Genomic DNA, 22,311 nt, shown 5'->3' with positions numbered 1-22,311 from the left:
CCCTCCGTGACGGAATTTAACTTCCAAGTGAGCGCCGGCGCGGATTTGCGGGTCCGACCGGCGCCTTGGCTTCTAGCGCTCTACGATGGACTCGGACTGGCCTTTCTTGGCTTTGGCCCGGGCACGGATCTTCTCGGCATACCCTGGCTTGTTCTCCTGCCTTACTCTGGCAATAGCCAGATCATTCTCTGAAACTGAACGGGTAATGGTCGACCCGGCAACGACAAATGCACCTTTACCCACAGTAACCGGAGCTACAAGGTTCACATTACTCCCGATAAAGGCATCATCGCCAATCTCGGTTCTGGATTTATTGTAGCCGTCATAGTTAACGGTAATTGCACCGCAGCCCACATTTACATTCTTGCCAACCGTCGCATCGCCGATATAGCTTAAATGTGAGACTTTCGAGCCATCCCCAATACTGGCATTCTTAATTTCCACAAAATCACCGATTTTAACCTCTTCCCCAAGCACAGCACCTGGCCGCAAATAGGCAAAAGGCCCAACAGAGGTTCTTGCTCCGACCTGGGCCTGATTCAGCACGGAGTGCTTCACTTCAGCACCATCCATCACCACGCAGTCCTCAATCTCACTGGAAGGCCCGATGATACAGTCCTCCCCGATGACCGTCTTCCCTTTCAGGGTAGTTCCCGGATAGAGTGTGGTATCTGCTCCGATGATCACATCGGCTGCGATATAGGTGGAAGCAGGATCAATAATGGTTACCCCGTTCAGCATGTGCTGACGGTTGATGCGCTGGCGCATCAGACCTTCTGCTTCCGACAAGGCCAAACGGTCATTAACGCCAATAGACTCCGCAGCATCATGAGCCTGATATCCCAGTACGATATCCCCCTGTGCCCGGAGTATGCCGATAACATCGGTTAAATAATATTCCTGCTGGTTATTGCTGTTCGTAACCTTCTCCAAAGCTGCAAACAGCTTCGTGTTATCAAAACAATAAGTCCCCGTGTTGATCTCATTTACAGCAGCTTCCTCCGGAGAGCAATCCTTCTGCTCCACGATCTTCAGTACGCCGCCATCCTTACCTCGAATAATCCTTCCATAGCCTGCAGGCTGCTCCATGACAGCTGTAAGTACGGTTGCAGCCGCATTCTGGCCCTCATGCAGAGCCATAAGCCCCTCCAGCGTTTCCGCTGTCACGAGCGGTGTATCTCCGCAGATTACAACTGTTGTGCCTGTTTCACCGCCGAGAAGGTCTTTAGCCTGCTTCACGGCATGGCCTGTACCCAGCTGCGTTTCCTGAAGAACATATTCCGCATTCTGGCCTACATAGGCTTTTACCTTCTCCGCACCGTGTCCGACAACTACAACGGTGCGCTGGCATCCGGTCGCTTTTACTGTATCAAGTACATGCCCTACCATCGGTTTGCCGCAGACGGGGTGCAGCACTTTGTATAATTTAGATTTCATGCGCTTGCCTTGACCTGCAGCAAGTACAACAGCCATTCTTTTCAAGAATGCCAACCCCCTACTTCTTTAGCTCACTACTGAATATATCTCATTCCGGGCAAAAAGAAAAGAGAACCATGAAGGCATGGTTCCCTTTTCTTCGAACCCCAATAAAAAAACGGCATGGCCTTAAGCCGCCCAAGTAAGGGCAGCCGTCCTTCAGAGTAAGCGACTGGCTTATGCTCCCTCTTCAATGACCTCTTCTTCTTCAGTAGCGGCGCGATCATACTCGGCCAGAACCGCGGATTGAATCTTCTCGCGTGTTCCCGAAGAAATCGGGTGTGCGATATCGCGGAATTCCCCATCCGGTGTACGCTTGCTGGGCATTGCAACGAACATCCCGTTATTACCGTCGATGACGCGAATGTCATGAACAACAAACTCGTTATCGATTGTAATGGATGCGATTGCTTTCATTCTCCCCTCAGAGTTAACGCGGCGGAGTCTGACATCCGTAATTTGCATGTGTGTGTTCACCACCTTTTTCCATCAGAGACTTGGTGTATAATTCCACACAGCAATGCGAATTCCTTCTTTTGGATTCCATAAAATGTCTGATGAAGAAGATTATTTTTGCCATACCATCGTTTTCGACACATTTCGTGAAGTTCTCTGTGTTTTCCTCACGGATTCGACATTTTAGCCAGTCTTATAGATATTAGGTTTACTCTGCCAATCAAGCGAAAAAATAATTCCCCGGATGTGCAGAGATCCGCCGTTCCTTAGAATCCACTTCACTTAACTTCACCAGGGATACATAGTCATGGAGCAGGCGCTCCTCGGTTTCAACAGCTCCAGATTCAACCAGCACACCTACACCGGCAACCTCAGCATTGAATTCACCCAGAAGATCGACCATGCCGCGTACGGTTCCACCCGCCTTCATGAAGTCATCCACAATCAGCACCCTCGACTTCTCCCTCAGCGCCCGTCTGGACAGCGACATCGTATGTATGCTTTTATGCGATCCCGAGACATAATTGATGCTTACTGCAGAGCCCTCCGTCACCTGATGGTCGCGGCGTACCAGCACTACCGGAAGTCCCAGCTGCGCGGCCGTGGCATAAGCCAGGGGAATACCTTTGGTCTCTACTGTCATTACCACGTCAATCTCTACACCATAGAAGGCTGTGGCGATAATCTTGCCGGCCTGCTCCATCAGAGACGGAAGCCCAAGCAGATCAGACATATACAAATATCCGCCAGGCAGTATACGGTCACTTTGTTCAAGCTGGCTGCATAGGCCGTCTACGAAGGCTAGCGCTATGTCTGTAGGCATCCTCGGAATATAGCGCACACCACCCGCCGCACCAGCGAGTGTCTGCAATTCCCCCATGCCTTCTCCTTCAAATACCTCTTTTATAATAGCCAAATCTTCACTTACAGATGACTTCGCCGCTCCGTACCGGTCAGCAAATGTTGATAGCGGAAGAAGAACATGCGGTTTTTCAAGCAAAAATTGGGTCATGTCTACCAAACGTTGGCTTCTTTTAAGTTTTTTCACGGAATGCTCCTCGCCAAAACCGAATATTATTAAAAATAATATCACTTTTGTACGGATTTACACAAGCATGGGGATCCATTCGACCACCGTCAGACAGTGTTTACTTAGTTCAGCGAACGCACAGCGTATACTTCCTTGCAAAATCCGCGCAGCCCATTGTAAATTCTGGCTACCTTCGATTGTTTTGACACCAGTCCAAATACCGTTGGCCCGCTGCCAGACATAAGTACGCCATCTGCACCCAGCTTCACCATAGCGTCCTTCAACTGCTGCACTTCCGGATGCAGCTTCAGCGTGACATCCTCCAGTACGTTACCGAGCCCCGCGCAGACGGCTGCGAAATCGCCTGCGGCGATCGCCTCCTGCATCCGGGAAGCGGATGGATGCACAGCGATGTTGTTCGCGCGCACGCGTCCGTACACCTCAGCCGTCGATACATTAATCGGCGGCTTGGCCAGGACGACCCAGCACTGCGGCGGACTTGGAATGGGAGTCAGCCGCTCGCCTCTGCCCGTTGCCAGGGCAGTGCCGCCTGTGACGCAGAACGGGACGTCCGAGCCCAACTCGGCGCCCAGTTCCTGCAGCTCCTGCGCCGGAATGCCGAGGCGCCAGAGCCGGTTCAAGCCGCGCAGCGTTGCCGCGGCGTCACTGCTGCCCCCGGCGAGGCCTGCAGCCACAGGGATTCTTTTGTCCAAATGGATGTGCACACCGCTTCTCACGTTATAGCGGTCTTTAATAAGCCTCGCCGCCTGGAAGGCCAGGTTCTTCTCGTCCAGCGGAATATATCCGGCCTGGCTCGAGATAATAATAGAATCCCGTTTCAGCTCAGACAGCTCCAAGCGGTCCGCCAAATCGACCATAGTCATAATCATTTCAACTTCATGAAAGCCATCCGCGCGTTTATGCAGCACATCCAGCATCAGATTGATTTTTGCTGGCGCTTTTTCATACATTTTCAAGGCGTTCACCCACCCTCAGCTTTTCCCGTAAAAACAACTTAACATATTATATGAGAAACTCGTAACGAAGTCCATCCAGTAGAAAAGGTTTGTCGTCCTTTTTTTACATTTTATCAAAAGTTCAGTACATACCGAAAAGGCACTGCCGTCGTGGCAGCACCCCTCGCTGAGTTGTTCCTGCAAGTCCTAATACGATTTGCGTGCGGCCTCCTCAGCCAGCTGAATGGCTCTTTTAACCATATTCCCGGCATCTTTCGCCCGAATTCCGCCCCAGCCATCACGTTCTACCGTCTCATAAAAACCCAGTTCCTTGGCCAGCTCCGTCTTCAACTCCTCTGACATCATGCCCCGTTTTCTGCGGCTCATTAACGAAATCCCTCCTTAAAATGATGGATGACGAGATTGTTGCTGCTTTAGTATGCTGCCAAGACCGGATGGCCATTCAGCCAAAAACAACAAAAAGCAGCCTCCCCTGCGGGAGACTGCCCATAAACCGTTAAGCTTTAATATACATAATCCGCATCTGCCCATCATCTTCACAAACTGTGATTTCCACAGATTCAGTGAGGATATCGGCATAGCTGTAGGAGACTCGCTTGAAGGTTTGCTGCTCCTGATCCAGTTTGACAATAAATACAGAAGGGTACGTTTCTTCCAGGACACCGGTGCGTTCAACGGTTTTACGACGGCCACCGTTTGCACGCAACGTGATCTTATGACCGACGTGAGCTTCGAGACTGCGTTTAATTTCCAACAGCGCGTTATTAGCCATTGCCTGACGACCACCTCTTTCCTTGTCCATTATACAACTTTCCACCTTCATTGTCAAATCAAATAAATAATTATAGATGATGGTAAAAATGTTGTCAACGGAATTTTTTTAGCGTAGAGCAACGCTGACATTAAATCCTTGTTAGCTGTAATATCAGAGTCTAATATTCAATAAGCAAAAAACACCGTAAACAAAAAAACCCCACAAAAGTGGGGCTTAAGTGAGGATTTCTGAAATGTCTGTTCACATATCCTGCGGCTACATCATCACCGATGGTGCTACCTTTAGAGTAGACAGATTCTGCAGGCGCGGCATTCCGATACGGAAGCTGCCGCGGGTCTCGATTCCGCCCATGCCCTGGCTACCGCTGATGGTATTATTCAGCACATCCCCCAGACTGACGGAATCCCGGATGGAAGTAAAAGATGCCTTTGCCGCTATATAGACCGGATCCAAAGCATGAATCAGAATTCTTCCGGGCGAGCTGGCAAAGTTGGCCCCCGCACCTAGCAGTGCCTCGAAATGGGACTGGCAGGCTCCTGCCACAATAGTCAGCGTATCAAAATTCCGCTCATATTCCCTCGCAACCCTAATGGCCGCTACGAAGTTCTGCGAATTTTTGTAACTATTCAGGCTGTAGAGATCATAAGTATGCTGCTGTTTGAGTACTCCGTCATGACCGGTAATGACAACAATATCCGGACGTACATGCGGCAACAGCCGGTACAGCGTTTCGGCCATCTTTGATTCATGAATATGATGACCTTCAGCGGGGATCCGCAGCTGCTCGTATAGATTAAGGCTCTTCTTCAAATACAGTGCATCACCATCCAGGTGCAGCACCTTTCCCGGCACCTCGAAGTAGGCCAGCTCCTTGGGAGACTGGGGCCATACTCCGGAGATACTCTCTCCGCTGCGCTGGCTCTGCTCCTGCCGGTCTTTACGCAGCCGGGTCAGGGATTCAGTAGCTTTAATCTGCGCCTGTTGTCCCCGCTCGGTAATACGGGTAGGAGGCACCTGCACCAAGTCTTCCAAAGGCGCATCCGCCAGCAGGCGAAATTCGGTACCTTTGATGACGGCCCCGTTCTGCACGATATTCTCCACCCGGAACGTTACATCGCCACCATAAGATTTGCGAACGACCAAGTCTCCTAAATTCATTTCAAACACCACCTCTACCCCATCGTATGGGCAAAGACCCTGGTTGGTTCTTAATCAGCGGTGATTTGAAACATAAGAAAGGCATCAGGCTGTTTTTTCATGCTTAAACGATTCCAGCAGCAAGCAGTACGGCGCTTAGCCGGGCATACTCCTCCAGGCTGAGTGTTTCTCCGCGGCGGCTTGGCTCGATTCCAGCCTCAGCCAGCAGAGACTCCAGACGTTCACGCCCCTCTTCAGGAAAGAACCGGGCTTTGAGATTATTGGCAATGGTTTTGCGCCGCTGGGTGAAGGAAGCTTGTACAACCTCAAAGAAATGCTTCTCGTCTGCAACCTCTACCGGGGGACGCTCTCTCACCTTGAGACGGATCACGGCGGATTCCACGTTCGGTTGAGGAATGAATACCGTACGCGGCACTATGCAGACCAGTTCGGGTTCACTATAATACTGAACAGCGATGCTAAGGCTGCCATATTCCTTCCCGCCAGGTGAAGCTGCCATACGTTCGGCAACCTCCTTTTGAATCATCACCACGATATTATCAAGCGGCAGTTTTTCTTCAAGCAGCTTCATGAGAATTGGAGTGGTTACATAGTACGGCAAATTGGCAACTACACTAACTCTTTCCACAGCCGCAAAATCCTCAGCGAATAATTCCTGCAAATTCACTTTCAACACATCATCGTTCCGGATTTTGACATGCGGGTAAGAGGCAAGAACATCCCGAAGTATCGGGATCAGCCGCCGGTCAATCTCTACGGCTGTCACCACTCCAGTGGACATCGCCAGCCTCTCGGTCAAAGCGCCAATGCCTGGTCCAATCTCTAGTGCACCTGCTGCCTGATCCAGGCCTGCAGCATCTACAATCTTGTCCAGTATATTCTGGTCAATCAGAAAGTTCTGGCCCAAGCTTTTCTTAAACGAGAACCCGTAACGCTGGATAATTTCCTTAGTGCGTACCGGGGATGAGATATGATTGTTGCCACTCATGAGGTAATGCCTCCCTGATCAATTTGCGCGAGAGCATTTACAAATTCCTCTCGTGATATTCCAAACATCGCCAGCCGCTTGTATAGCTGCTTGCCGTTACAGTAGCCGATCCCCAGCAAATTGCCCAACTCCATTCTCCGCTCCGCTGCCCGGGGATGCACCATCATCCCTGCAGCCATCAGATCCTCCAACCCAATCAGGGCCGGGGCGCCTTCAAAGGAAGTATGAACATGCTCAAGCGCGTGACGAATAGCCTCCGGAGAAGCATTTTCAACTCCGATGTCACCTTTGCGGGTAGCATCTTTTTCAGGAATGAACGCATGCTTGCAGCCTGGCACCTTGGAAGACACAATCTTCCGGATCCGTTCCCCGGCGTGATCAGGATCAGTTAGAATAATGACCCCTCTGCGCTCCATGGCCAGCGCAATCCTGGCGATCACTTTGCGGTCAACTGCTGAACCGCCTGTTTCAATGGTATCCGCATCTACAGCACGCTTAACCGCAACTGTATCGCTTTTACCTTCCACAACGATTAATTCCTTGATCATTTTACAAAACTCCTTACTCTGCAACGCAAAAAGAAGAGGATTCGCTCCCCTTCTTATTGGCTAAAGAATGTATAAGTGATGAGCGGCAGCTCTGTAATTCCGTAACAGTCTTAAGTGCTACCCTCACTATATCTTATAAAACGCTAATTTGCAAAAATCTGCTGCTTAATTCAGCTCTGGCTTCACAGGTCCAATCACATAAATCGTACGCGATTTACGGCCGAAGTTACGGGCATGGCTCAGTGAATCATAATAGACATCTACCTTGTTGCCTTTAATGGCACCGCCGGTATCCTCTGCACGGCGAAACCCAAGTCCCTCAATATACACCCACCAGCCAATAGGTATTACGTCTGGATCTACAGCGATAGTCCTACCTTCCGTTACGCGTGTGCCGGAAGCCGTACGGGTTCCAATACCAGGCTCTTCAGATGAATAAGCTGTCATGGATACATTTTTAATTACTTTTTTGTACTCGAAATCCATACCTGCCTTGCTGGCAACATTGTTGCTGTTCGCACTGACTTTAGATGATTTAGTGGTAGTGGTTGAATTGGAAGTTGCAGTAGTAGCTACAGCAGCCTTGGGAAGTGCTTTGGTACCAATAGCAATGATCTTGTCTTTGGTAACCGCCTGTACTTCCTTGCCCACCATACGCATAGATGCCAGCTCGCCATCTTGATAGATTTTCTCAATATGCTGGACCATTACGCCGGGTTTGCCTGCTTGTGCAACTCTTACAGTTCCCTTGGTCAGGGAGGGGTCTGCGGTCTTAATTACTCGGAAAGGCAAATTCGTTGTCCGCTGTACCACTTGCTTGTTGATTCGGACAATTTTGATTTCCATGTCGGCAGAAACTGCAGTGTTGAGCGAAGGATAAATCTTATCGTAGCTTTCCAGGCTGACGCCCAGTTTGTCAATCGCCTGACCGATGGTATCCTCGGTCGTGTACAGCGTTTGGGTTGTTCCATCCGCAGTAAGCTTAAGGGCCTGCGCACGGTTGATTACGACGCGGTCGCCGTCTTTTATTTCATCACTAAGGCCAATGGATAAAGCATCATGCGGCTGAAGCGAAATTTGTTCCTTTGCCAGCACATCGCTGAGCAGCGCATCCCGCGTCTCCAGCGTTTGTACCTTTCCGTCTATTACTAAAGTTATTTCTTTAATGCTTTGACCGTGTACGTACAGCAGAATTACCAGCGCGATAACAATTGATGCCGCGCCTGCAAGCGAAAGTACGCGAGGATTCACTTGCTTCCACCGTAATGCGAAAGACCTGCTGGATGATTGCGAATCATGGGATACTTCTGGTTGGAATACGCCCATTCTCTCCATCCTCCTTACATAGCCCCGTCGTCCAAGTTGTATAGCAAAGGTGACTTTATCACTTCTGACGAAACTAGGTTTGAGATTGCACAGGATACGCCCGCATTGCTTTAGCGTTTCCTGCTCATGGATCGCCTGCTCGGCATAGCTACTCCAGACATCTGTTATATAACAGTATGCTGGGAACATCCGCATTATTCAAAAAACAAAAAAAGCCCAAAAGAGTTCACAGAGGACTCTTTCGTGGCTCTCCGGGTGTCAGAATACGCGGGAATGTTTATGCACGAGGTTTCCTCTCTTACTTGCGCTTACGGGGTTAGCTGTCGGGTTCGGGCATAAGAGAGACGCCCTATCTCAGGTCACCCGCTCACGGCGGTTGCCCTCAAATTCACCCCAAAGACCACGTGAAGAAATCAAATAAAGTCTGCGGCATTTCTATGTTGTACTCTATGTACGGACATGCGGCAGATCATTATTGGTTCCCCCGTTCTCCATACGGAGACTCAGCGAGACGATCCATGAAATTGTGACTGTCACAGTAACAACAGCTCACTTCACTGAAAAGATGATATCCTGTTTTGATGCATGTTGTAAAGCACGATTCAACCACGTTTACGTAAAAAAATCATTAAAATATTGTAATAATCAGCCGTTTCTTTATTAAAAAAGTTTAATATATCGGCTATACTTCTTTTTTCACCTGTTTTTCTCCCGTTTTCAGACAATTCCAAATCGTTCCAGCGCGTTCGCATACGTAATTTCAGCCAATTCCTGTAAATCAATCCCTTTTATTTCCGCTGCTGCCTCGGCGACAAGCTTCACATGAGCACTCTCATTTCGCTTCCCGCGGAAGGGGTGAGGCGTCAGATATGGGGAGTCGGTTTCGATCAAAAGCCGGTCCATTGGAGTCTGAGCAAGCACCTCTTTAGGCACCCTGGCATTCTTGAAAGTCACAGGCCCGCCGAAGGATAAATGAAAGCCTAGATCAAGACACATTTTGGCCGTTTCCCAACTCCCGGAAAAGGAGTGCATGACACCGCCAATTTCACTTGCCTTCTCCTCCCGCAAAATTCGTACCACATCCTCATGGGCATCACGATTATGAATACAGATAGGCATTTTTAGTTCCCGTGCCATACCAATCTGTTTGCGGAATACCTCATGCTGTACCTCTTTGGGTGAGGTATCCCAGTAGTAATCAAGTCCAATTTCTCCGATAGCCACCACCTTTTTATGGCTGCACAGAGAGGCGATCCAGTCCATATCCTCCTCTTTCATGTCAATGGCGTCCACGGGGTGCCAGCCAACTGCTGCATAAATATAATCATACGATTCTGCCAATTTCATTGTCGTTGGAATCGTTTCCCGGTTAAATCCGATGTTAATCATCTTGCTGACACCAGCCTCTAACGCGCGGGCAATAACCTGCTCACGGTCCTCGTCGAATTGCGGTGCATCCAGATGAGTATGTGTGTCGAATAAGCGCATGCTGTATCGTCCTTTCGGTCTTGTTTTCTATGATGAATTCCAGAAATTTTTGTATTATTTTGCAAAGATCTCAGCGATAGAGTCCGGCAGCTGTGTAAGCACATTTTGCAGCTTGTCCTGTGGAAAATAAAGGTGATACCGTCCGCGGTGAATGCCGCTGATTGAGCGGACTATATCCGATACTTCAGAGATTTCCCGCAATTTGTCATGCCGGTCCAGCAGCAAAATTTGTTTGCTGTCAAAGCCCTGTCCCGGACGGAAAACATCATAGGGGAGATCTGTCGGATAATCAATTTCCAGGTCGTAATCAGGAAGCAGCCCGGCACCGGCAAAACTGCGGCGGATTTCGTCAATCGTCTCCGAATCGAGATGGTCCATCTCCACATATTTATACAGTTTACGATGAATAAATCGGCTGCACAAGTCAGCTAACGTTTCATCGGATTCCAGCGTCCACTGCATAAAGGCAGTCTGGACCAAGGCTTCATCCAGCAGTAAATACTGTTCTACATTAATCTCTCCACAAAATAAATCACGGAGTGGATTGATCATAAAGCGGAAGGAGTAACCCTCCTGGAGAAGCTCTTTCGCCCTGCGGAAAATCTGGCGCAAAATAATCTCCGAACTGCGCGTAACCGGGTGAAAGTATACCTGCCAATACATCTGGTACCGTGACATCAGATAATCCTCAATGGCATGCATGCCTGATTCCTTTACGACAACCCTCCCATTATAAGGACGCAGCATTCTTAGAATACGGTCAATATCGATGGTTCCATAGTTCACTCCGGTGTAGTAAGCATCCCGCAACAAATAATCCATGCGATCCGCATCCAGAGGACCGGACACCAGGTTGACCACGATTTCATGCTCATATGTTTTGGCAATTACAGAGGCAACCTTGCGCGGGAAATCCTCACTCACATCCCGCAGTATAGCAGTGATTTCCGTATTCTCCTGTATTATTCTGCAGGTCCAATCCTCGTGGTTCATTTCAAAAGCTTCTTCTATTGAATGGGAGAACGGCCCATGTCCCAAATCATGTAAGAGCGCTGCACATAATGTGAGCAGACTCTCCTCCGGCATCCAATCCTTGTACCCGCTTCGTTCAAACTGGGAGATGATTCGCCGTGTAATTTCATAAACGCCCAGGGAGTGGGAAAAACGGCTATGCTCTGCTCCGTGGAAGGTTAGATAAGAGGTACCAAGCTGGCGAATGCGACGCAAACGCTGAAATTCGCTGGTATTAATCAATCGCCAGATGATCGTATCCTGAACATGAATATAGTTGTGTACCGGGTCTTTAAAAACCTTCTCTTCTGTCAGCGGTTGCTTCATAAGTTCAACTCCTTTGAATAATAATAATAGAAATCAGTTGAAACAAAGGTTATAATAGTAGATAATGTCGCACTTTGTCGAACCGTGACGTTTTATAGATTTACAAATCGACAAACTAATTTTTAGCAATTTTCATACGATTTGCGTTATTTATAAGCGTCACAAAAGTTTTTATCAAAATACCCTTGAAATCACCCGTAAAAAAGGTTGACTGTTTTGGGAATGGTTGGTATTATAAATATCATAAAACGGTGAACATTGTCGAATAATGACGCTTTTGAACATTGAGAGGAGCAACGATTGCAATGATGAAATCAACAGGTATAGTTAGAAAAGTAGATGAGCTAGGACGGGTTGTTATTCCAATTGAATTGCGCCGTACACTGGGCATCGGAGAAAAGGATGCGCTCGAAATTTACGTGGACGGTGAGCGGATCATGCTTAAGAAATATGAGCCTGCTTGCATATTCTGTGGCAATGCTGAAAACGTAACCTATTTCAAAGGAAAAATTGTTTGTCACGAATGCATTTCTGCCATCCCTACCCCTGTGACAAATTAAAACAAATAGGTTATAATAAGAACTAATCAAATTGTTAATTCTAACCTTTTTTATATCTCCTTGGCCTCCCGTTATGCGGGAGGTATTTTTTTGCTCTTTTCCCTTCCTAAGGTTTACCCTCCAAACACTCCCTACAGGGAGGGCCCCAAGGGCCCCGGCCCTCTGGACACCCGGAAAGTTGTCTGATCGTGTGGCTGCGCGTAAAAGAGTATCGGTTGAGGGTAGACCGGCCTCTTTCGGGCAAGCCCTCGGGGCCTTGTCATGCGAAGGGTTTCGCCATAGGCTACGCTCCTATAGCGGCTGCGCAAGGCGCTCCCGGGTAACGTGCGGTGCTGCAAGCCGCTCTCCCTGCGGGAATTGCTTGGCTACACTATACCCATATATATACTCCAAATTCCCCCGTTACCATATATATAAATGTTGAAACTACATTTACAACTAATATAAGGAATTCCTCATCAATATTTCCTTACTCTCTTTCCAGTAGAGCATTATAAATATCCCGCTTGGCCAACCCACGATCTGATGCTGCTTTTTTCATAGCGTCCTTACGTGTCAGACCGGAAGTTTCATAGTGGGTTACATGCTCCTCAATGCTGAGTTCACGCCACCAGGAAGATTCGGCGAGCTTGGCCTCCTCTTTGCTCTCCCCCTCCAGCACAATTACGTACTCACCCAGTGGTGGATGATCTGACAACCAAACCACACATTCTTCAATAGTTCCGCGCAGGAACTCCTCATATCTTTTTGTCAATTCACGGGCGAGTACAACCTGGCGGTTACCGAAGGCCTCCTGCAGGTGAGTCAATGTTTTTGCTACACGGTGCGGTGATTCATAGAACAACAAGGTGCCTTGCGCTGAACGGAGTGCTGACAGCACGGTGCGAATGTCCTTACGCTCCCTTGGCAGGAATCCGATGAAGGTGAAGCTGTTAGTAGGCAAGCCTGAAGCAATCAAAGCAGACAGCGCCGCATTTGCTCCGGGGATCGGAATCACGGGAATCCCGTGGCTGACCGCAAGCGCTACGAGATCGGCTCCAGGGTCGGAAATGGCCGGCAGACCGGCGTCGCTGACCAGTGCCAGATTTTTACCTTCTATTATATAGCGGATAAGCTCTGGTCCACTGGCCGCCTTATTATGCTCATGATAACTGAACAGCATCGAAGGTGTGATTTCGAAGTGGCTTAGCAATTTGCGGGTCTGTCTCGTATCCTCGGCGGCGATAATATCGCATTCCTGCAGCGTACGCACAGCACGATACGTCATATCCTCCAAGTTGCCAATGGGAGTCGCTACCAGATACAGGGAGCCCGTTCCTTTTTGCTGATCTATATTCCTGTTTTGAAAGCTGCTTTGACACGAGATCGTCATGATTTTCCCTCTTTAGCTCCGTAGTAGATATCCAGAATTTCCGGACAATATTGATTGTCCTCATTATATACGATCAATGGGGGTTGTAAACGTACCTCAGGCTTACCATCCCGCGCCGCCTCGATTAATACCATATTAGCCTCCAGATGGGCACGCGGATGAACAAAACGGATCAGCTTCGGTTCCAGCCGGTATTGTCTCATCAGACTGATGATATCCACCAGACGCTGTGGCTTATGAACCATGCTTACCTTTCCACCGGTGCGGACAAGCCGTACACAGGCCTGAACGACCTCCTCAAGAGTGCAGCCCAGCTCGTGGCGGGCCATAGCCTGATGAGTATTCAGTTTAAGGTCACTCCCGTTCAGCGGCATATAGGGCGGGTTAACGGTTATCGCATCATACACGCCGTATCCTGCCGTATGGTGCAGCTCACGTAAATCCCCCTCATGTATAATTACCCGATCCTCCAGCCCGTTCATCGCTACGCTTCGACGAGCCATATCTGCCAGACGCGGCTGAATCTCAATACCTTCTATAGTGGCCTTGGTACGTGTTGAAAGAAGCATCGGGATCACGCCATTGCCTGTACACAGATCCAGTACCTTGCCACGCGGCGGTACACTGGCGAATCTTGCAAGCAACACTGCATCCATTGAAAAGCTGAACACCTCATCGCTCTGAATAATCTTTAAATCATGTGTCAGTAAATCATCTACCCGCTCTGCGCCATACAAAGGAACCGGCACATCGTTAAAAGAATTCGTCATAGTGTTCTCCTAAAAGTTTTGCTTAAGTATATACTTCATGAATTGTCTTCGAAACAAAATTTGCTTCGGAAGCATACACTCTGCTAAATTCAAAAAAAACCGTAGGCGTAAATCTCCTACGGCTGGATTTGCTCATTTATTAAGAAACGAAAGACAGAACAGGCAGTCACCCTCTGTACGTAAATGCCCGAAATAGACATTGCAGATATGAAAACCTTCATGATAGAGCCGTGCCAGATTGTCATAGCCTTCCCCGACAACCTCCTCTGCTCCCTCACTTGCGGCCAAAAGAGCCTCTGCTTCAGCAGAATGGGCAGCAGGGTCCAAAGGCGCCTCCCGCTTCAATATTTTACGAAGCTGTTCATTCTCCAGACTTAGCCTTTGATTGGCTTCCATTAATTCCTTAACCGTCTGCTTCCAATCTCCGAGACTTGCGCGCATGTTTTCCATCTGCGCTTCCATCTCCTGCATGTGTGCAAATATATTTATCTTCTCCAAGTTTCCACCCCGAAAGTAACCTTATATGGTTTACTTGACGACAACATCATCCATTGGAAGTTCTTTAACTTTGCCCACTTCGAACAACTGTACATGAACTGTACGGCTTCCGGCATTAATACCAACCACCTTACCGTCACCCAGTGAGGTTACGACTAGCTTGCCTACCGCTGGCATTTCTTCCTTCGTGCTTTCGTAATTATCATGCTCAAATTTCAAGCAACACATGAGTCTTCCACAAAGACCCGAGATCTTTGTTGGGTTTAGTGAGAGATTTTGGTCCTTAGCCATCTTTATGGATACAGGCTCGAAATCTCCAAGCCAGGAGGAGCAGCAAAGTACCCGACCACAAGGCCCTAACCCACCGAGCATCTTAGCCTCATCACGCACCCCGATCTGCCGCAGCTCAATGCGGGTACGGAAGATGCTTGCCAGATCCTTGACCAACTCACGAAAATCAACCCGGCCTTCAGCAGTAAAATAAAAAATAATCTTATTGCGGTCAAACGTAAATTCCACATCCACAAGCTTCATTTTGAGGCCATGATCGCGGATTTTATTTAAACAGGTGGTAAAAGCATCCTTTGCAGCACCTTTATTCTCTTCCACCACGCGTGCGTCCGTTTCTCCGGCAATCCGCATGACTTTTTTGAGAGGCAACACCACATCCGCTTCCTGCACCTCTTTTTTTCCAACGACAACTTTACCGTACTCGACACCTCTTGCTGTCTCCACAATCACACATTGATCCCGTTCAATCGGAAAATCGAGCGGATCAAAGTAATATATTTTACCCGCTTTTTTAAAGCGGACACCTACTACGCTGTACAAAAATTAACCCCCTTGTTTGCCGGTAAAAGGAACCCTTAAGCAAGTCCGCTCCCTGGTGATCCATGCTTGTCCTTCCTCATCCGTTAAACCCATACTTCCAGGCTGAAGCGTTGATCCGGAGGATATATCAAAACTAACCCATTAACTTTCCAATCGGATTAGGAACTGTTCCAGACACAACTGAGCATTGGCATTGGATCGCAGCTTACGCTTGCTCTCTGCAGCAAATTCCATATAGGCCACCCATTGTTCCGTACTCCGCTGACGGGCATGTCTGGAAATAAAGTCTAACTGATCTATGAAAACGATACTTTCGTGCTTTCGGTACAGGAAGTAAAGCATATCTTTGAACCATAAGTGGAACATGCTGAACAGGATATCCAAATGTTCACTGAGTCCGGTCTTGAACAGCTTCTGCCCGGCGGTTGCTACCGCGGAGCTGCCCTTGCCCAAAGACTCCTTCGCTAATTGTAACACTAGATTTCTCATTTCTGCAAACCAATTCTGTGCCAAAAGTTCCCTGCAACCATCAAGTCCCGAAGTCAGTGATACCGCACATCGTGCCAGTGGCACCGGAACCCCTTCACTGGACAGCGCCTGAAGCATAATATCCGGATGCAGAGGGCTAAATGGAATGCGCTGCGTTCTTGACTGGATTGTCGGCAGCAGGGAACTGCTGTTGTCGGAAATCAGAATGCCCACCGCAGGTGCCGGGGGCTCCTCTAAAAACTTAAGCAGACTGTTTGCGGCCTGAACCGTCATTTTGTCCGCTCCTTCTATAATATACACCTTAGGGTTAACACCCTCTGAGCGGTATGAGAACATGCGCTGCAGCTCGCGGATCTGATCAATTTTGATGCTTGCCCCATCAGGCTTAAGCAGAGATAAATCCGGATGGTTGCCATGTTCTACCTTACGGCATTCCAGACATTCTCCGCACGCATCATCTTTACTGGTGGTACAAAATATAGCTTGGGCGAACATCAACGCCGTCTTCATTTGACCACTTCCGGGTGATCCTGTGAACAAATAGGCATGGCTTACTGCATCCTTGCGTAATGCATTTTGAAGCAGGCGTTTGGCATCCTCCTGGCCTAATATATCATGAAAAGACATACATTCCTCCAAGTCTTTTAAAAAGAAAGGTTGATCAGCAAACCTCGAATTTCTCCGACACGCCCCAGCAAATCTATACGGCCCTGCTCACTCTCCAGCAGTTCATCAGCCATATTTAGCAGAGCGGCATCTATTTCCTCCAGCAGTTTATAACGTTTCCCCCGCCCTCGGCGGTCCCAGCCCTTGGTTTCCTTTAGAATAACGCCCCTTCGGGCGGTTTCTTCCAGGAACTTTTTGATCATATTCCGATATATGGCAAGTTCCCGAACCGTCATGGATTTGGCAAGCCGGTCTCCCTGCTGCTGAATATCCTTGATCTTTTGGTTCAGCTCATCTATTGTTTTTTGTTCACCTTGCTGCTGAAATATATCGGTAAAGGTTTTCTGCTGAACGGGCCTCCCCGCTCCAGCTGTCGGCAGCTCACTTTTTAAGGGCCTGTAGCCGGGATTGATTTTCAAAGGTTCCACCGCCCCTTTACGGAGAATTTATTTATACTATGCTCAATAATGCTCAAAACGATCGACAGGAAGTACAAATACGGTAGCCCCGCCAACTTGAACCTCTACGGGAAGCGGTAAATAGGAATCTGTCGTACCGCTCATTGGAGTCACTGGGGTGACAAGCTGTTCACGTACCTTGCAACTGTTACGAATAACAGTTAATACAGCTTCCACCTGAGAGTCGTCAACGCCAATCATAAATGTAGTGTTGCCTGCCCGTAGAAATCCGCCTGTACTGGCCAGCTTCGTTGCACGAAAGTTTGCTTTGACTAGTTCACTCGACAACCGGTTGCTGTCTTTATCCTGGATAATTGCAATGATCAGATTCATCTTCGCTATCCCTCCTAAAAGTTTTGTGAGCTTGGCTTCATACATTTACTTCGTACGAATACCCGCTTCGATAGCATACGCTTAGTTTGGTACACTTCCTTTAATTAGACAAAACGTCCTAAAAATCCTTTAATATTCGTTCTTTCAGTATACGGACAATATCTTGCTCCACCATGTGAATGGGACGGTTGGCATCAAGCACCACGATCCGCTCAGGATCAGACTTTATGACTTGGCAATATCCATCCCTAACCCTTTGATGAAAAGCCAAACTCTCCAAGTCGAGACGGTTCACTTCCCGTTCCTCATTGGCAGCAATCCGTGACAACCCTACTTCCGGGTCCACATCAAGATAAAACGTGAGATCCGGGGTACGTCCGCTGGTCGCAAATTGATTAATTTTCCTTACCTCTTCGATACCCAATCCTCTGGCATAGCCCTGATAAACCAGACTGCTGTCAACAAAACGGTCACATAGCACGGTAAGTCCTTCTTTAAGCGCCGGCTCGACCACTTCCGCCAAATGCTGGCTTCGGGATGCTGCATATAGCAGCGCTTCCGTACGTGCATCCATCGCAGTATGCGCCGGATCGAGAATTATGGAACGGATTTTCTCAGCAATTTCAATGCCGCCGGGTTCGCGGGTAATCAGGTAAGGTATGGAATGATTCTGCAGGTAGGCCGCTACTCTGCCAAGTACTGTTGTTTTTCCAGAGCCATCGCCTCCCTCCAGAGTAATAAAGAAACCTTCTTGTACCACTTATGCGTCTCCGCCCTTCTTAATGTTGTAAACCAGAATTTGTTGTAAAACCGGATCCGCACAGGCCTGGAATTTGGCTCCCCCCTGGCTGAGGCCGATTAGCCGGTTGCAGATATCTTCGCTTATCTCTTCTCCTGGATATAGAAGTGGAATCCCAGGGGGATAGGGTATCACCATTTCCGCTGACATTCTACCCGTACTATATTCAAGCCCTATACTTTCGGTTTCCAATGGATTCACTGGTTTCATCGAAAATAACACAGGGCTGGAAATTATATCATTCGTAAAATTGTTCCACGTGGAATTTTTTGCGGAATCAGGAACCACCCCAGCCGCTGACTGGGCAGGCAGGCATTCCGTTGAAAATCCCTGCCTAGTTGTATCTTCATGCAGGTTTACCGTTGCATCTGCTGTCTCCTCGGCTATCTCCCGCAACGCAGCCAGCAGCAGCCCCGTATCCTCCGCCTTCGAGCCTAGGCTGAAGGCAAGCACCACGTGCCGGTCGTCACTCATCTCCGGCACGATACCCTTCGCTTCGAGCCTGCGCTGCAGCTCGAAGCCCCCCAGGACCCCGGCGGCGTCATATATGACCGCCTTGAAGGGGTCCTGGGTGCTGTATGCCGCCACGCTCTGCGGCGGCATATCAGCTGCGGCGCCAGTACCCGCGGCGCCGCAGCCGGGCTGCAGCGGCTCTGCCGGCTGCAGCAGCCCGTAGCGCGGCAGCGAAGCCAGGCCGCGCCGCAGTACATCCACGGCGGCGAGTCCCGCCGTGAAGGCCCCGGCCCGCTGGCTATGCACCAGCCGGCGGGCCAGATCGAGCGAAGCCATCACGGGGTATGATGGGCTGGAGCTCTGAACCATGGCGAGCCGCTGTCGCAGCAGCGCGCGGTCGAGCCATGGCCCTTGCACATGCAGCATGGCGCCCATGGTCAGCGCCGACAGCATCTTGTGCGTGGACTGCACCACACCGTCCGCGCCACACACCAGCGCCCCCGCTGGCAGCGCAGGGTGCTGTCCGTAATGCGCCCCGTGTGCTTCATCCACCAGCAGCGGAACACCGCTGTCGTGGCAGGCCTGTGCGAGGGGCGCAAGATCACTGCCCATGCCATAGTAATTTGGCATGGTGACCAGGACGGCAGCGGCCTCAGGGTAGGCTGCAAGGGCATTCTGAATCGTCTGAACCGCAGGAGTAACCATAAGGCCGCTGTGCCAATCCATCTGTGGCTCCACAAAAACAGCACGAACCCCAGCCAGCATCAAACCATGGATAACCGACTTGTGAACATTCCGCTGAAGGATAAGTGTCATTCCAGGCTCAGGGCATACCGTAAGGATCAACGCCAAATTACCGGCAGTACTGCCCCCAACCAGAAAAAAGCTCTCCTCGGCCCCAAAACAATCCGCCGCCAGCTCCTGTGCCTCCTGAATTACTCCTTCGGGATGATGAAGATCATCGGTTCCGGTAATCTCAGTTACATCGTACCTCATCACCTCTCTTAAGAAACCGGCACTTTCTTGCCCTCGATAGGCATCTCCGTTCTTATGTCCAGGTACATGATACGAGATATTACCCTTTACTCTATATTGTTCCAGCATTTCATATACAGGTGCCCTGCCAGGCTCTAGTCTGTCCATCTTTTCTTCCTTCCCTGGGGGTTACCTTCTATTTTAACGCAAATATGCCCATACGCCTATATTTCGACCAAAAAGCTTAATCACATAACAAAACAGCTCCTCCCGCCAAAAGATCAGGTGAAGCCGTTAGATTGGTAATTCTTAATGGTGCAGGTATTAATTCGGTCTATTATCTAATTCTCTACTATTCATCCAAGCCTACCACATACTTTGTTCACGCATTCTTTTGCAGATCGATCTTCTTCATCCGTCCTACGAAAAAGCGGTATTTGGCGTCTTCAGCCTCGGTGCGTACCATCTCAGCCTCACAATCCTCGCAAATGAAATGCGAGACAATCACGATTCCTTCTTCTTTCATCTGCCCGCAGATGATGCAGGCTTGCTCGGTTTGCTGTTCCATTACCATCCCACCTTGACTCTTTTAAGAACAGTATGATACACTTTCTATCATTTTAAACCTTTTCATAGATTTTTCCTATCCTGCATTGGCTTAAAATATATGTATTCATCAGCCGCCCAAACGGTGATTATGCCTAAGTGAGTTTAATAAAACGTCTTCACCCGCCGATATTAGTATCATAAGGACTTGTGAGGAGGTCAGCGCTTTCTTATGGAAGCAAACAACAAAGGCTCGGCTACATTCTACCAGTACAAACTAATCAAAAAAATCAATACTTCTGCCGCTTGGCTGCGTGTCTATATGGCGCTCCCCATTATCTGTGTGGTATTTGAGACCATTTTCCTCTCTTGGTGGAGCATCCTGTTTATGATCATAGCCGCACCCGTCGTTCTGTGGATTCAGTATGTAATCTCACGTTCTGTTCTGCTAATTTCTGGACATCCCATTGCTAAGCGGTGGAAAATGTCACTCCGCCTGCCATGGCCCGGATATATGCCCGACCAATACATCAACTACGGTATTTTTCGCAAAGTACAACTTCATAACTTCTGGATCGGCCTTTCCATCACCGCACTCTTTATCGTCTGGGCGCCTTTAGCCTTCACTGTGTCTTTGGCAGTATTTCATCTATGGGTACTCTTACCCCGGTTGTATATACTATTCCGCTTACACCGCGAACAAAAAGACGGTATGTTGAAGTTTACTCCAGCCGATGCCTCCTATTACTCGCAATAGAAATAACATTTATATATACATACGGCAAAGGCCAATACATTCGCAGCAAAAATAACCGCCATCCATAGCAGGATGGCGGTTATTTACTTTGTCTTTAGTCCTTTAATTGAGGCCTTCTTTTCCTTCGGAATCATGACAATGAAATAACCATTATGCACGGTTAAGTGTACAATCACTCCATCCTTCTGATAAACCCGGGAATTTGTCGAATCCTCTTCCTTTTGCTCTTCCCATCCCCAAGCTTCTATGGCCTTTCGGTAAGGTTCCGGTACACCTTCCTTCTCCTTAAGATCAGGCATAGAATACCGGACATAATCCATAGCTACATTACTAGTTGTCCGGTCCGTAGAGTTAGCTTCCTTAGGAACAGGAAAACCCTTTTCGTTAAGAGCCCCTTCAAAGGTGTCCCAGGCCGGCTCTTTTGTTCCACAACCAACCAGCATTACACCAACTATACAAAGAATGAATACTATCCATAATGGTCGGGTTCGCTTCATACCTAAATCCTCCTTACCACTGCCATGCATCTAAAGACATAAGAAAATTAAATGCTAGGATTTATCAGTAGTCCATTCGTATTAAGGAAGTGCTTAATATTTGCACTTTTCTATTATACTTGGAACAGAAAGTTCGTCGGTAACAAAAATGTCACTCAATTGAAAGCGTTTTATATATTTTTTTGTACTTAAACCACAACATCTTATATGGATAAAACAACAAAAAAGCCATTGTCGATGACTCAACAATGGCTTCATGTGCTTGGCGGCGTCCTACTCTCCCAGGACCCTTCGGTCCAAGTACCATCGGCGCTGGAGGGCTTAACGGTCGTGTTCGGGATGGGTACGCGTGGAACCCCTCCGCTATCGCCACCAAACGGGCATTTACAGCGTAAATGCTTCAGGAACCTTCATTCCTGAAAACTGAATACGAAACGAATCTGCGTTATATGATTTGGATAAGCCCTCGACCGATTAGTATTGGTCAGCTCCACACGTTGCCGTGCTTCCACCTCCAACCTATCTACCTCGTCGTCTTCAAGGGGTCTTACATACTGGGAAATCTCATCTTGAGGGGGGCTTCACGCTTAGATGCTTTCAGCGCTTATCCCGTCCGTACGTAGCTACTCAGCCATGCTCCTGGCGGAACAACTGATGCACCAGCGGTACGTCCATCCCGGTCCTCTCGTACTAAGGACAGCTCCTCTCAAATTTCCTGCGCCCACGACAGATAGGGACCGAACTGTC

Annotated in this window: 25 protein-coding genes, 2 rRNA genes and 1 riboswitch; of the genes, 2 read left to right on the top strand and 25 right to left on the bottom strand. The window is 48.7% G+C overall.

What is annotated here, in order from left to right; translation table 11 throughout:
* Positions 1–72: 72 nt before the first annotated feature.
* From glmU to A3848_RS21485, 12 genes are all read right to left on the bottom strand, one after another.
* Complete coding sequence (gene glmU / locus A3848_RS21540; RefSeq protein ID WP_074086919.1) at positions 73–1,482, bottom strand: bifunctional UDP-N-acetylglucosamine diphosphorylase/glucosamine-1-phosphate N-acetyltransferase GlmU; 1,410 nt, start codon at positions 1,480–1,482, stop codon at positions 73–75.
* Between the two features lie 171 nt (positions 1,483–1,653).
* On the bottom strand, positions 1,654–1,941 hold the full coding sequence (spoVG, locus tag A3848_RS21535; RefSeq protein WP_020425826.1) for a septation regulator SpoVG: 288 nt from the start codon (positions 1,939–1,941) through the stop codon (positions 1,654–1,656).
* Between the two features lie 211 nt (positions 1,942–2,152).
* Positions 2,153–2,980, bottom strand: a complete 828-nt coding sequence (gene purR / locus A3848_RS21530; protein ID WP_074086918.1) for a pur operon repressor — start codon at positions 2,978–2,980, stop codon at positions 2,153–2,155.
* Positions 2,981–3,084: 104 nt separating this feature from the next.
* On the bottom strand, positions 3,085–3,939 hold the full coding sequence (gene ispE, locus A3848_RS21525) for a 4-(cytidine 5'-diphospho)-2-C-methyl-D-erythritol kinase (RefSeq protein ID WP_074086917.1): 855 nt from the start codon (positions 3,937–3,939) through the stop codon (positions 3,085–3,087).
* A 186-nt stretch (positions 3,940–4,125) separates the two neighbouring features.
* Entirely contained in the window at positions 4,126–4,305 is a 180-nt protein-coding gene (locus A3848_RS21520; RefSeq protein WP_074086916.1) for a small, acid-soluble spore protein, alpha/beta type, read from the bottom strand.
* Between the two features lie 130 nt (positions 4,306–4,435).
* Positions 4,436–4,711 (bottom strand): biofilm formation stimulator Veg, encoded by a 276-nt coding sequence (veg, locus tag A3848_RS21515; RefSeq protein WP_019914493.1) that lies wholly within the window; start codon positions 4,709–4,711, stop codon positions 4,436–4,438.
* Between the two features lie 258 nt (positions 4,712–4,969).
* Positions 4,970–5,872 carry a sporulation peptidase YabG gene (gene yabG / locus A3848_RS21510; RefSeq protein ID WP_074086915.1) on the bottom strand — a complete coding sequence of 301 codons (903 nt, stop codon included), beginning with the start codon at positions 5,870–5,872 and terminating at the stop codon, positions 4,970–4,972.
* Between the two features lie 103 nt (positions 5,873–5,975).
* Entirely contained in the window at positions 5,976–6,860 is an 885-nt protein-coding gene (gene rsmA / locus A3848_RS21505) for a 16S rRNA (adenine(1518)-N(6)/adenine(1519)-N(6))-dimethyltransferase RsmA (protein ID WP_074086914.1), read from the bottom strand.
* Positions 6,857–7,408 carry a ribonuclease M5 gene (gene rnmV / locus A3848_RS21500; RefSeq protein ID WP_074086913.1) on the bottom strand — a complete coding sequence of 184 codons (552 nt, stop codon included), beginning with the start codon at positions 7,406–7,408 and terminating at the stop codon, positions 6,857–6,859. The genes rsmA and rnmV overlap by 4 nt, the downstream gene beginning before the upstream one ends.
* Before the next feature lie 165 nt (positions 7,409–7,573).
* Positions 7,574–8,734 (bottom strand): resuscitation-promoting factor, encoded by a 1,161-nt coding sequence (locus A3848_RS21495; RefSeq protein ID WP_074086912.1) that lies wholly within the window; start codon positions 8,732–8,734, stop codon positions 7,574–7,576.
* Between the two features lie 290 nt (positions 8,735–9,024).
* Positions 9,025–9,253: riboswitch (cyclic di-AMP (ydaO/yuaA leader) on the bottom strand.
* Positions 9,254–9,451: 198 nt separating this feature from the next.
* The gene (locus A3848_RS21490; RefSeq protein WP_074086911.1) at positions 9,452–10,222 is read right to left on the bottom strand and encodes a TatD family hydrolase; all 771 of its coding nucleotides are present in this window, start codon (positions 10,220–10,222) and stop codon (positions 9,452–9,454) included.
* Between the two features lie 54 nt (positions 10,223–10,276).
* Positions 10,277–11,560 (bottom strand): HD domain-containing protein, encoded by a 1,284-nt coding sequence (locus A3848_RS21485; protein WP_074086910.1) that lies wholly within the window; start codon positions 11,558–11,560, stop codon positions 10,277–10,279.
* A 305-nt stretch (positions 11,561–11,865) separates the two neighbouring features.
* On the opposite strand from A3848_RS21485, the gene A3848_RS21480 reads away from it, so the two are divergent.
* Positions 11,866–12,120 (top strand): AbrB/MazE/SpoVT family DNA-binding domain-containing protein, encoded by a 255-nt coding sequence (locus A3848_RS21480; RefSeq protein ID WP_019914502.1) that lies wholly within the window; start codon positions 11,866–11,868, stop codon positions 12,118–12,120.
* A 469-nt stretch (positions 12,121–12,589) separates the two neighbouring features.
* Here the strand turns inward: A3848_RS21480 and rsmI are convergent, their stop codons facing one another.
* The 10 genes from rsmI to A3848_RS21430 form a co-directional block, all read right to left on the bottom strand.
* Positions 12,590–13,492: a 16S rRNA (cytidine(1402)-2'-O)-methyltransferase gene (gene rsmI / locus A3848_RS21475; protein WP_074086909.1), complete on the bottom strand. Its 903-nt coding sequence runs from the start codon at positions 13,490–13,492 to the stop codon at positions 12,590–12,592.
* The gene (locus A3848_RS21470; protein ID WP_074086908.1) at positions 13,489–14,262 is read right to left on the bottom strand and encodes a tRNA1(Val) (adenine(37)-N6)-methyltransferase; all 774 of its coding nucleotides are present in this window, start codon (positions 14,260–14,262) and stop codon (positions 13,489–13,491) included. The genes rsmI and A3848_RS21470 overlap by 4 nt, the downstream gene beginning before the upstream one ends.
* A 132-nt stretch (positions 14,263–14,394) precedes the next feature.
* Positions 14,395–14,760, bottom strand: coding sequence for an initiation-control protein YabA (locus A3848_RS21465; RefSeq protein WP_074086907.1), 366 nt, complete (start codon positions 14,758–14,760; stop codon positions 14,395–14,397).
* 30 nt (positions 14,761–14,790) lie between these two features.
* Complete coding sequence (locus tag A3848_RS21460) at positions 14,791–15,591, bottom strand: PSP1 domain-containing protein (protein ID WP_074086906.1); 801 nt, start codon at positions 15,589–15,591, stop codon at positions 14,791–14,793.
* A 141-nt stretch (positions 15,592–15,732) separates the two neighbouring features.
* Positions 15,733–16,707: a DNA polymerase III subunit delta' gene (gene holB / locus A3848_RS21455; protein ID WP_074086905.1), complete on the bottom strand. Its 975-nt coding sequence runs from the start codon at positions 16,705–16,707 to the stop codon at positions 15,733–15,735.
* 17 nt (positions 16,708–16,724) lie between these two features.
* Entirely contained in the window at positions 16,725–17,165 is a 441-nt protein-coding gene (locus A3848_RS21450; RefSeq protein ID WP_074086904.1) for a YaaR family protein, read from the bottom strand.
* Between the two features lie 42 nt (positions 17,166–17,207).
* The gene (locus A3848_RS21445; RefSeq protein WP_020427905.1) at positions 17,208–17,537 is read right to left on the bottom strand and encodes a cyclic-di-AMP receptor; all 330 of its coding nucleotides are present in this window, start codon (positions 17,535–17,537) and stop codon (positions 17,208–17,210) included.
* A 118-nt stretch (positions 17,538–17,655) separates the two neighbouring features.
* The gene (gene tmk / locus A3848_RS21440; RefSeq protein ID WP_074086903.1) at positions 17,656–18,297 is read right to left on the bottom strand and encodes a dTMP kinase; all 642 of its coding nucleotides are present in this window, start codon (positions 18,295–18,297) and stop codon (positions 17,656–17,658) included.
* Entirely contained in the window at positions 18,298–19,932 is a 1,635-nt protein-coding gene (locus tag A3848_RS21435; RefSeq protein ID WP_074086902.1) for an aminotransferase class I/II-fold pyridoxal phosphate-dependent enzyme, read from the bottom strand.
* Between the two features lie 214 nt (positions 19,933–20,146).
* Complete coding sequence (locus A3848_RS21430) at positions 20,147–20,332, bottom strand: sigma factor G inhibitor Gin (RefSeq protein ID WP_020427902.1); 186 nt, start codon at positions 20,330–20,332, stop codon at positions 20,147–20,149.
* 210 nt (positions 20,333–20,542) lie between these two features.
* On the opposite strand from A3848_RS21430, the gene A3848_RS21425 reads away from it, so the two are divergent.
* Positions 20,543–21,067, top strand: coding sequence for a hypothetical protein (locus tag A3848_RS21425; RefSeq protein WP_074086901.1), 525 nt, complete (start codon positions 20,543–20,545; stop codon positions 21,065–21,067).
* A gap of 83 nt (positions 21,068–21,150) precedes the next feature.
* Here A3848_RS21425 and A3848_RS21420 read toward each other — a convergent pair whose 3' ends face one another.
* The 3 genes from A3848_RS21420 to A3848_RS21410 form a co-directional block, all read right to left on the bottom strand.
* Positions 21,151–21,564, bottom strand: coding sequence for a hypothetical protein (locus tag A3848_RS21420; RefSeq protein WP_074086900.1), 414 nt, complete (start codon positions 21,562–21,564; stop codon positions 21,151–21,153).
* Positions 21,565–21,824: 260 nt separating this feature from the next.
* Positions 21,825–21,941: ribosomal RNA gene (rrf, locus tag A3848_RS21415) — 5S ribosomal RNA — on the bottom strand.
* Positions 21,942–22,018: 77 nt separating this feature from the next.
* A 23S ribosomal RNA gene (locus A3848_RS21410) occupies positions 22,019–22,311 on the bottom strand; the annotation flags it as partial.

The organism is Paenibacillus sp. P32E (assembly GCF_001909085.1).
Taxonomy (GTDB): domain Bacteria; phylum Bacillota; class Bacilli; order Paenibacillales; family Paenibacillaceae; genus Paenibacillus_AQ; species Paenibacillus_AQ helianthi.
The sequence above is the reverse complement of the archived record's forward strand: the minus strand, read 5'-3'. Positions and strand labels throughout refer to the sequence as shown.